The sequence below is a fragment of the Sulfurovum sp. genome, assembly GCF_036568385.1.
Lineage (GTDB): Bacteria > Campylobacterota > Campylobacteria > Campylobacterales > Sulfurovaceae > Sulfurovum.
On sequence record NZ_DATCSP010000071.1, the window covers coordinates 1 to 10790 of the forward strand.

Here is a 10790-nt window from a genome sequence, read left to right on the forward strand (position 1 = left end):
GCGATGATCAAGAGACAGAATCGGGATTGTTAGTGCTTGGATGCTGAGAATTTAAAAATACCTGGACTTTTTGTGTTGTTCAGGTAGAGTGATTGTTTAAAGGAACAAACACTAACAAAGTAGTAACTTCCCAATATGAAATTTCATCATTTATTTGGGAAACGCCTGTCACATAAGTTTGACAAAACTTATTTAATTGTATAATGATTATCAATAAAAAAGTTATTTTAAATATTTTATTATGCCAAACTTGTTGTGAAACAAGGACGGAAAGCCATGGGTCTTGCTGTGTTAAGATTGCCAGGTTGCCAAAATAGTGATATGTATCTATCGTCTATTTAGTCCTCTTTTCCCTACCGGTTTATCCATATTTTTTATTTAATTCAATCTTATTTTTTCGTATCAAAACTTGTTGCAAGACAAGGATAGAAAGTAGTGCATCTTAACTATAAAGATCACAAGGTTCCGAAATAAAACTACATTATCACAGGAGATAAACTATGAAAAAAAATAACCTTTTGAATGCTTGGGCGATGCTTTTGTCTATTATTGTTTTTACTTCAACTGTTTTTGCAGGAGCAGATGGGGCGCCTAGAAAAATCGTTGTTTTTAAAAAGCATTTCACTGATAGAGCAGCACAGCATGCTTTAGTAAAAACACATGGCGCTATACCGATCAAGCCGCTAAAGATCATCAACGGTATGGCAGTCTACCTGCCCGAAGCGGCACAAAGTGCTCTTGAAGCGCAGTTGGAGGATAAAATACTTCGTATAGAGGATGATATTGTAGTGCACGGTACTGCTCCCGGCGGCAAAGGCGGTGGCGGTGGCGGTGATGTACAACCACTACAGGATCTTCCATGGGGTATTGACAGGATCGAAGCAGATATCGCCTGGGGAGATACCAACGGTACTATGGTCAATATTGCAATACTCGATACCGGAGCTAATCTTGATCATTTGGATCTGATAGATAATATCAAAGGAAACTATAACGCTATAAATCCAAGAAAAAGTGCTGATGATGATCATGGCCATGGAACGCATGTCGCCGGTATCATCGGTGCGGTGAACAATACCATAGGAGTTGTCGGAACAGGTCCTCAGGTAAACCTTTATCCTGTCAAAGTTCTGGACCGTACAAATCAAGGGGCTCTTTCTGATATTCTTGACGGATTGCAGTGGTGTATTGACAACAATATGCAAGTGGTTAATATGAGCTTCGGTGCCCTTGGAACAACCCAATCATTTCACGATGCGGTCATTGCAGTTCACAATGCCGGTATCGTGCAGGTTTCAGCTGCGGGAAATGAGGGAAGCAGCGGTATCATCTATCCTGCCAGATACCCTGAAACCATCGCTGTATCATCCGTCGACCTGGCAGATCAACTGGCTGCGAGTTCAAGCCGGGGAGCAGAGATCGATCTGGCTGCACCTGGCGTAGGGATCAATTCTACCTCTATCGATGGCCTGTATACAACAATGAGCGGAACCAGTATGGCAGCCCCTCATGTAACGGGGACCGCGGCACTGGTACTGGCTGTTCATGGGTCATTGACACCTGATGAAGTTAAGACAAAATTGAAAAGTACGGCGGAAGATTTAGGTTTATCTGCAGTAGAGCAGGGAGCGGGATTGATTCGTGCGGATCTTGCGATCCAGTAGATCTTTGTACGGATGTAGAGAAGTTAAGCAGCTTCTCTCATCTTTTAAGTGAAAGGTGGACTAAGAAGAGAATCTTTTCTTAGCTCGCCGCTCCTCCAAAACCTCGTCCTGGAGCTTTGTCACCATTCGGTTTAATATAGTCTTCACTTTGACTGGCAATGCCCCCCTGTGTTTCTTTAATATTTAATTGAGACATTTTCGGTGCTTGCCATTTTTTTAATTTATCTTTCATTCTTACTCCCTTATTTTGTTATTCTTCATTTCTATATTATAGCATACTAACTTAGAGTTTTATGCAGTAAAATAATTGATTCAATAATTGAAGAGAGATGGGCTTTATTTTCTGATCTCTGAGAAAAATAATTTTCAAGTTCTGTAATGATTTTTTCACTATCTATATAATCAGAATTTAAATTTTTGGCTTGTTGTGTGTATGTTTCAAGCCAAATCTTTAACGACTCATCATAGAGTTCAAGTCTTTTATATGAAGCTTGTAAGTCCGGAGACTTCGGGGCCCAAACAATATCATCATCTATCAGATGGCTTATCGCTTCTCTAAAAAAATATCTGTTATATCCATTTTTTTTATTATATAATTCTTCGGGAATTGCCAAAGAGAATTCGATGATCCGTTTATCTAGAAGCGGATAGGTATATTCTACTTTTTTATCATAACCTGCTGCTGACCAAGATTCGATCCTTTGCTGAATGGCTCCTTCATTTAACAGATATTTCTGCTCTTCATGCACACCTGGAATGAATTTTGATCCTTTGTTTGTAACGGTTTTTGCATATTTTTCGAATTGATCCTGACAATATAAATAGGGATCGTAAGCGTTTTTCCTGTGTTTATAATAACCATCCATATATTTGTAGAGAATTGGATACATCAATTCTCTCATAGTTCGCCGTATTGTGCGAAGGATCCTAAAGCTTTTTCCATGATATTCTTCATAGATTGCATATATCGCAGACATAAAATGTCCTTTTCTAAAAAGTCCACTGTAATAGGCATAACCATCATAGGAAACCAATTGATCCCCACCCCAGCCTGACAAGATGGTCCGGATATTAAGACTATGTGCTTGATCCCTAATAAGATACTCTTCCCAAAAGAACCCCTTATCATTGTTTAATAGGTTAACTTGGCTATAGAGCTGAGACAAATAACTCGGTGATAGGTCCACTCGATGATATTTAATGCCTTCTGTTTTTGCTATTCTTTCGCTAAAGTACCATTCATGATGCTTTGGATCTGCATTTTCATGTGGTTTTTGTGCCCAATTAAATGTATGGAGTGACAATGAACTCTTTTTCAATTTACGAGCTGCAAGCACTGCTATTGAGGAAGAATCAAGACCTCCGCTTAAATGTGAAGCGACAGGGTATAAAGTTCTCAATCTAGACTCAACTGCTTTTTCGAACAGCATACGAAAATGTTCCGTATACTGTTCAACTGAATTGTAATACAATGGTCGTATGTCTTTGACATCCCAATATATTGCCTCTGAAATATTTTCACTTGTAATTACTAGTGTAGAGGCTGCAGGCACTTTTTTCACCTCTTTAAAAAAGGTTGACTTATTGTCAACAAATCCCTTTGGAGTTAAAAATAGAGCTAATGAAGTATCATCCAATTTTTTTAAAATATCTTGATGCGTAGTAACTGTACTCAAAGAATTTGAAAAAATAAATTTCTCATCATCCAAATAATAATAAAACGGTTTAATACCGATATGATCTCTGGCACAAAACATTTGTTGCTTCTTTTCATCCCAGATCGCAAAGGCAAAATCACCCAAAAGATACTTTGGACAATCTTCTCCCCATTTTTTGTAGGCGGCTAAAATAAATTCACTATCTCCTATCTCTTCCAGTGGACGACCGGGTAATTCAAGTTTATCCACAAGTTCGTCACGGTTGTCGATACGTGCATCCATCGTTAAAATATAAGCACCATTTTGTAAGGGGAGATGTTCGAATTTGGATTCGGGTGTATTCCAAAGCATCGTATGGCCTAATGCTACGGGTCCATCTGTCCAGGTATCATGTTCATCCGGATTCCAGTAGGACATAGCATCAAGCATAGTAGTAACGATCTTTTTGTCTACCGGCTTACCATTACGGTTATAGATACCAAAAAAACCACTCATGCAATCCCTTTACTATGCTCACAGATCATATCGTGTACTTCACCCAAACGCTCCATATCCCATGGAACAGTCACTCGAAACACTTTCACAGTATTTAACATTTGAGCTAGATACTTCAGCCGCTTAGGCTTCAGATGAGAGAACATATAGAGGTAATTCGGCATTAGAACATCAAACCTTTCAAACCCTTTTACTTCACTTATAAGGATATCTGCATCACCTTCGGTTCCTTTCAGTGCATAAAAAGCATGGATGGGCTTGAACTCTGCAGTAAAATCTTCAACACGGTACCCCAACTCTTCAAATTTTCTGTAAGGACGGTGATACGGATGTGAACCGACAGCCATGAATGTGCCGTCTTGAATGAAAGTGGGAACCTTGTCATCTGAAACGAGCGGATGCCCCTGTTTGATGAAGTAGTCCGTCATCGTCGATTTACCGCCCATGGAGGGTGCGATGAAGAAGATGGGTTTTCCCTCTACTTCCACGCCGCCTGCATGCAGAAAATCATACATACCCTCCAGCGTCATATAAAGTGGCAGGAGCAGGTGGATGAACCAAAAACCGAGAAGATTTGCATCTCCTTTTTCATCCAGTTGATAGTAGATCGTCCGTTCTCCGCTGATCCAGTAAAACGTCACTACATCTTTGACCTCGTAGCACCAGGGTTGTCCGGTTTCACTACCATCTAATTCCCGATCGCTGTAAAGGTATACCTTCCGGTCATGCGCCCAGTACAGAGGTAAGCCGCAAATGATGGCATCTTTCAGTGCAGCGGGGATTTTTGAAGAGAGTTCTACTTCATAGCGTGTCTCTGTTTCATGGGAAAGGTCCAAAGGGAAGTCGATGTCGCTTTTGATCCTGGTGCCGTAGACTATCATGCTTTCTCCCATCCAAACACTGAAAGTACGGTATATGCTTCATGCCCTTTACCTCCGGTGAGGATGGTCTCTCCGCACTGTGTCCAGGCATGGGCTTTCATCTTCTCTTTATTCTCTTCATCTTTGGCTGCCCCAAGATAGAACACGCCGGGTATACCCCGTTTTTGCAGCATCTTCTGTGCGGTAAGCGACTGTGCCAGGCAGGCACTTTCCCATGGTGTGTAGGCTGCGGCTCTGGTGATGGCCTGGCCTACCGCTATGGCTTTGGCATTTTCTTCTTTGCTCAATACAGTTATTTTCTCCTGCTTTGGCGAATGCTCCAGCGAACGCGTCAAACGCTTGAAGGAAACGGTCAGGAGCGCTGCACGCATGATGCCCAGCATCACATAGGCTTCAAAAAAAAGCTTTTTCTCTTCTGACGGCAGTGTGATGAATCTCTTCATTTTACTTAACATCAAAATCTTCCTTTATCAGGCCTTGCGCTTGAAGCATGGCATAAGAGCCTTCTGCTTTGACACTGCCTTCTTCTATCAGGTAGATGTGATCGGCCTGCTTGATGGTGGTGGTCCTGTGGGCTATGATGATCGTGGTGCGTCCTTCAAGGAATGGTGCCAGTGTCTCATAGAGATGGAACTCCGTGGCATTGTCCAGTGCGGAGGTGGCCTCATCGAATATGACGATCTTGGGATCAGAGAGTATCAGCCTGGCGATGGCGAGTCTTTGTTTCTGTCCTCCCGAAAGACGGATACCGTTTTTCCCGATAGGCGTCTCCAGACCATTTTCCAGACTTCGTACAAAGTCTTCTAATTGGGCTGCCTTGAGAGCCTCGAAGATCTCTTCATCGCTCTTCTCTTTGGAGAGGGTCAGGTTCATGCGGATGGTGTCGTTGAAAAAGAGTGCCTGCTGCAGCATCAGTGCCACATTTTCCCGCACGACCGGCAGACCGATCTGCTCTATGGGGACACCGCCATAGAGGATCTCACCCGTATGCGAAGGGTAGAAACCTACCATGATCTGGGCGATGGTCGTTTTTCCGCTTCCGCTGGGGCCGATGAGGGCTATCTTCTCTCCGGCTTTGGCCTGCAGGCTGATGTTGTGCAGTACCTCTTTACCGTTGCCGTAGGCAAAACTGATCCCTTTGAGTTCGACCGAAGTGCTCTTTGCCTCTTTAAAAGGATCTGATTCATGCGGATAGTGCGGTTCCTGGGAAAGCGAAAGCAGGGTGTTGATGCGTTCTAATGCCGGTTTGGTGCTTTGGTAAGAGATGACCAGTCCCATGAGCTGCTGAATGGGGGCAACAAGGGTGGAGAGGTAAAAGAGAAAGGCGATCATCATCCCGATGGTCAGGTCCGAATAGGCCACCGCTGCGATGCCTAAGGCTCGGAAGATATCCACTACGGTATTGGTCAGGAGCGTGGAAGAACTGTGTGCCACGGAAGCTTTGTAGCCATAGTCCAGGGATGCCATTTCTATGGCTTTGGCACGCCCCTGAAGGATGCCGAAGAAAGACCTTTCCTGATTGGACGCACGTACCTGGATGAAAAGCTCCAGGGTTTCGTTGAGCAGTTCATGGTAGAGCTGGTAGGCTTCATGCTGGCGGCGGAGCAGCTCTCCTGTCTTCCGTCCCAAAAGGCGTGAAAAGCCAAGAAAGAAAGGGTTGAGCAGAAATACCAGTACTGCCAAGACCCAGTGCATCCAAAGCATGATCGCTGCGATACCTACGAGCATCAAAGTAGCACTGAGTACCGTAGTGACGACCTGTCCGGCAAAACCGCTGACACTCTCTACATCCTGCACCGTCTTGGAAGCGATGCCGCCTGATTTGAGACTCTCGTATTCGGAGAGCGACACACGCTCGAGATGATGCAGGATGCGATGTCGCAGAAGGTAGCTGATCTTCTGTGTGATCCTGGTGGCATAGTAGGTTTTTCGGTTGCTGAAGAAAAAGGCTGAAAATCTCAGGAGCAGCACGGTCGTCAAGATGACAGCAATGTAGACCCACACTTCCGAGCTTCCAAAAAAACTGGAGATCAGTGCTGTCATCTTTCCGGGATGCGCCAAAAGTACTTCATCGATAAGAAGCGGGATCAGCATCGGAATAGGGAGCAGCAGCAGTGTCGCGAAGATGCCATACAGACTGGTACGCCAGAAATCTCTCTTCTGTGTCTTGATCTGATGATAAAGCGTTTGGAATGTATAAGTGCCTGTCATTTCAACCTATTGTTTCTGTAAGAAATTAGGCAACCTGGCAGTCTTCTCTTTGACTGTCATATGACAGTATCAAAGACCCATGGCTTTCTGACCCTGCCTCACAACAGGTGTAGCATTTATCTTATAACTATATTATATCAAATTTGATGTTATTTTACCATCATTGAATTTTCTCTGTATCCATGGGATGACACGGGGTCATCCCCTACAATTAAGGTATGGCAACATCGTCCGTAGGGGCGGACTCCCATGTCCGCCCGGGATTCAGAACCAAACCGGGATGCACAAATCACCCGTAGGGGCGGACCCCTGTGTCCGCTCATGCATGGCACATGCAAACAGAATATTGCACCATCATTGATTTTTGTCTGCACCCATGGGATGACACGGGGGTCATCCCCTACGGAAGCTTTTGAAGATCAACAGAATGACGATTATTTCGACAGCGATGAGCAGAAAGTGCAGGTCATAGACCTGTGTCTGGTTGTCCTCTATACCGTAGTAAGTGAGGACTTTATAGAAGAGGTAGGCCATTCCCATGCCCAGAAGATAGCCTATCTGTTTGACGGTGTCGAGTTTGGTTAAGAGAACATCGGTTTTGAGTAGAAGCGTTTCGGCCCTTATCAGGTAGTTCCCGAAGACAAAAGTGACCTGGTACCCGATGTAGAGCAGCAGCGCTGTCTGATAGTTGTAGGAGGCATAGAGAAAGTAGAGCATGGCCAGGAGCAAAAGAACCTCTACAAAAAGAGAGATCCTGAAGAACCACTCTGCGTTGAGGATGGTATGGTAGAACCTGGCAACGATCAGCATACCTACAGCGAGCAGAACACCACCCAGTGAATAGATGGAGGGTTCAAGCGGGGCGTAGAGCGTGAAGATGGCACCCACGCTTAGTCCCAGAAAGAGGGAGTTGAAGAATTTGTACCGGATGAACCAGGATGGGATAATTTTTAGCATAAGTGATTATATCCTATTTGATATTGATTATGAAACCAGGGGAGGACACAGGGGCAAAGGGGAGGACACAGAGGTCCTCCCCTACGATTATTGGGTATGGTAATATAAATGATTCATTATTGATCTTTGTCTGCACCCGTGGGATGACACGGGGGTCATCCCCTACAATTATTGCGTATGGCAACATCGTCCGTAGGGGCGGACTCCCATGTCCGCCCGGGGTTCAAAACCAAAACGGGATGCACAAACCACCCGTACGGACGGACCCCTGTGTCCGCCCATGCATGTTCACATGCAAACAGATATTGCATCATCATTAATTTTTGTCTGTACCCCATGGGAGGACACGGGGGTCCTCCCCTACAGGAATGGTGTTTTGTTATTAAAAGCTGTACTTGATCTTTCCGTAAACTGCTCTGCCTTCTGTGGCGTAGCCGTAGACAGACTGGTACTCTTTGTCAAAGATATTTCTGGCATTGAGCGTAAGGTCGATATTATGGGTGATCTTTGTGCCGAAGTTCAGGTTCCACAGGGTGTAGTTTCCTGTTGGAACATCGGTGGCGACAGGCCAGCCTCCGTCCGTGTCCACTCTGTCACCTACATACTGTGCATCGATACCGAAGTGGGTATTGTTATCTGTGTAGTAATCTACTGCTGCGTTCAATGTCTCTTTGGCACGTCTTATGAGGTCTGACCCGTCTTCTTTTTCGAAGTCAAAAAGATAGGTGTAGTTCGCTGACAGGTTGATGTTGAGTGAGGGCAGGGCATAGGAACTTTGTAGCTCCACGCCTGAAAACTTCTGTTGCCCCTCAATATTGGTATATCCATCTCCCATCCAATCAATGCCATCTTCCACTTTGGTATCAAAATAGGTAACGGTCAAGAGCTCTTTATAGCCGGCAGAGATATCATAGCCTTTGGTGTAGGCTGGTTTCAACAGAACAGCGGTAGGTGACTGGTTGGCAAGCTGGTAGGCACTTGGCGCATCATAGGATGTGTAGTAGTTGGCAGAGCTTGTGAAGCCTTCAAGAAAACCATAATGGTGTTTTAAGCCGATCTTATAGGTGGTTTTATCATCAAATGCATCATAGTTATCGTGTCTCAGATTCGTTTCCAAGAGGGTATTCCTGGTGAGATCATAAATATTGGAAATATATACAGCTTTATTGGAGTATTCTCCTAGTACCATTCCATTTATATCTTTATACTCCAGTCCTAGAACAGCTTTTCCTTTACTGTAGTCATAGGCATTAATGAGACCATACTCTTTGAGCGTTGCATTAAATGTGCCATAAGAATATTCTCTATCATATTCGCCTTTACTGGCATGAAGTTGCGCACTGTAGTTGTCAAGTTTGAAATCATATTTCAGTGCAGCATTGGTTTGATCGGAAGTACTGGTGCTATCGGAATCATTTGCCTGATCCAACGACCAGTTATCGTCATACTCAGTATCTGTTTTGATACGGTTATAGCTGAGATTCAGTGTGTTGTGCTCGTTGAACGCATATCCGAGTTTGACATTATAGTTCTTATTGGTATATCCGTCCTTTTCGGCATCTCTTGGGGCCAAGGCTGAAAAACCATCGGTATCCAGGTAAGATGCGAGCACCTGTGCGGTCAGTTTTTTATCTTTATAGGATAGCTGTGTCTCTGCACCCTGGGTGTTGTAGGAACCGTAGCTGAGTCCCAGTGTACCATGGACACCTTCATTCGCTTCCTTGGTGATGATGTTGATGACCCCTGCACTGGCATTGGGACCCCAGATACTGCTTGATCCGCCTTTGATGATCTCTATTTGCGCGATATTATTGGTGGTGAGGCTCTCAAGCAGTGCCGTACCGTTGGGAGTGCTTGGGTCGTTCAGACGCATGCCGTCCAGGAGCACGAGTACTTTACCCGAGTCGGCACCCCGTACGAAAAAGGATGTCTGCTGGCCAAGTCCGCCGGAATGGGTGACCGAGATACCGGCTACCGTGTTGATCGCCTGTGCAACGGTCTGATAGCCGTTCTCTTCCATCTCTTCAGCGGTGATGACGGTGACGTTGGAGGTCGTGTTCTGGATGGATTGTGCGGTTTTATTGGCAGAGATGATAGTGATAGGCTCGAGTGTTTCGTCTGCGTGCGTGTGGGTTGTCAGTAATAGTGTAGCCGTGATAAGGCTGAGTGACTTGAATGTCATAGGGTGTTCCTTGTTTATTTAGTATGTAATTTGATCAATAAAAAAGAGATAAACAAGGAGGGGAAGTTTTGTATTCGTGGTAGACAAAGGCTTTTTTATGGTACTGAAAATTGCTGTCGATCCAACACAGCTTTGAAAGCGTGGAGTACATGGCGATGACGGCTAACTTAAAATAGTTCTTATTGTGGCCTCTGAGATGTTTCATGGACGGATTGTACCGTAATATCGGTTAGAACTTGCGGTGATTCCCGAACGTTTAAAGAAAATCAAGTATAATCTTTTTCATTATTTACAGGAGAATTTGAATTATGGCAATAGAAACTATCGCATCAACAGACGCATTTAAAGCACTGGTAGCAGAGGTCACTTCACAGGAAGGATACAGAGAGCCGATGGCATTCGGTATCGCAAGAGTGGACAGAGGGCAGAAAAATGCTGAGAAGATCCTTCAGGCGAACTTCGGTCTTATCAACTGGAAAGAGAACTTCGGTTCGGCTGCTGTCTTCATCAAAGCGTTGCAGGAATCAAACTGTGCTGTTGATTTTTCCGGAACTGAATTTGTGGCAACGATCAATGACAACTTTGTACAAAATGCCATGGCTGCATTTGCACCGTACCTTGGTGAGGCAACAGGTGACGCTCATAAGAACGTACAGGTGATCAAAGCACTCTCACATATGCAGGACATCGGTAAGAACTTCAGGATCGTTTTCTTGTTCGAAGATGCAAATCCGACATCAGT

At 44.5% G+C, this 10790-nt stretch carries 9 protein-coding genes and 2 riboswitches; of the genes, 2 read left to right on the forward strand and 7 right to left on the reverse strand.

The genetic code is table 11. From position 1 onward, the window contains the following. Positions 1 to 233 precede the first annotated feature (233 nt). A riboswitch (cyclic di-GMP riboswitch) is annotated at positions 234 to 313 on the forward strand. 187 nt (positions 314 to 500) lie between these two features. Beyond that, positions 501 to 1664 (forward strand): S8 family peptidase, encoded by a 1164-nt coding sequence (locus VIM88_RS07640; protein ID WP_331862299.1) that lies wholly within the window; start codon positions 501 to 503, stop codon positions 1662 to 1664. Between the two features lie 79 nt (positions 1665 to 1743). Here VIM88_RS07640 and VIM88_RS07645 read toward each other — a convergent pair whose 3' ends face one another. From VIM88_RS07645 to VIM88_RS07675, 7 genes are all read right to left on the reverse strand, one after another. Beyond that, complete coding sequence (locus VIM88_RS07645; protein WP_331862300.1) at positions 1744 to 1896, reverse strand: hypothetical protein; 153 nt, start codon at positions 1894 to 1896, stop codon at positions 1744 to 1746. Positions 1897 to 1942: 46 nt separating this feature from the next. Further along, positions 1943 to 3817: an asparagine synthase-related protein gene (locus VIM88_RS07650; protein WP_331862301.1), complete on the reverse strand. Its 1875-nt coding sequence runs from the start codon at positions 3815 to 3817 to the stop codon at positions 1943 to 1945. Beyond that, the gene (locus VIM88_RS07655; protein WP_331862302.1) at positions 3814 to 4698 is read right to left on the reverse strand and encodes a hypothetical protein; all 885 of its coding nucleotides are present in this window, start codon (positions 4696 to 4698) and stop codon (positions 3814 to 3816) included. Before VIM88_RS07655 ends, VIM88_RS07650 begins: the two co-directional genes overlap by 4 nt. Continuing rightward, entirely contained in the window at positions 4695 to 5153 is a 459-nt protein-coding gene (locus VIM88_RS07660; RefSeq protein ID WP_331862303.1) for a lasso peptide biosynthesis B2 protein, read from the reverse strand. Before VIM88_RS07660 ends, VIM88_RS07655 begins: the two co-directional genes overlap by 4 nt. Continuing rightward, positions 5143 to 6909 (reverse strand): ABC transporter ATP-binding protein, encoded by a 1767-nt coding sequence (locus VIM88_RS07665; protein ID WP_331862304.1) that lies wholly within the window; start codon positions 6907 to 6909, stop codon positions 5143 to 5145. The genes VIM88_RS07660 and VIM88_RS07665 overlap by 11 nt, the downstream gene beginning before the upstream one ends. Before the next feature lie 25 nt (positions 6910 to 6934). Continuing rightward, a riboswitch (cyclic di-GMP riboswitch) is annotated at positions 6935 to 7033 on the reverse strand. Between the two features lie 269 nt (positions 7034 to 7302). After that, on the reverse strand, positions 7303 to 7866 hold the full coding sequence (locus tag VIM88_RS07670; RefSeq protein WP_331862305.1) for a hypothetical protein: 564 nt from the start codon (positions 7864 to 7866) through the stop codon (positions 7303 to 7305). Between the two features lie 382 nt (positions 7867 to 8248). Beyond that, a complete protein-coding gene (locus tag VIM88_RS07675; RefSeq protein ID WP_331862306.1) occupies positions 8249 to 10048 on the reverse strand; it encodes a TonB-dependent receptor plug domain-containing protein in 1800 nt (599 codons plus the stop codon). 308 nt (positions 10049 to 10356) lie between these two features. Here VIM88_RS07675 and VIM88_RS07680 point away from each other — a divergent pair. Next, positions 10357 to 10790, forward strand: a 434-nt coding sequence (locus tag VIM88_RS07680) for a tetrahydrodipicolinate N-succinyltransferase N-terminal domain-containing protein (protein WP_331862307.1), incomplete at its 3' end; no start/stop codon positions are given.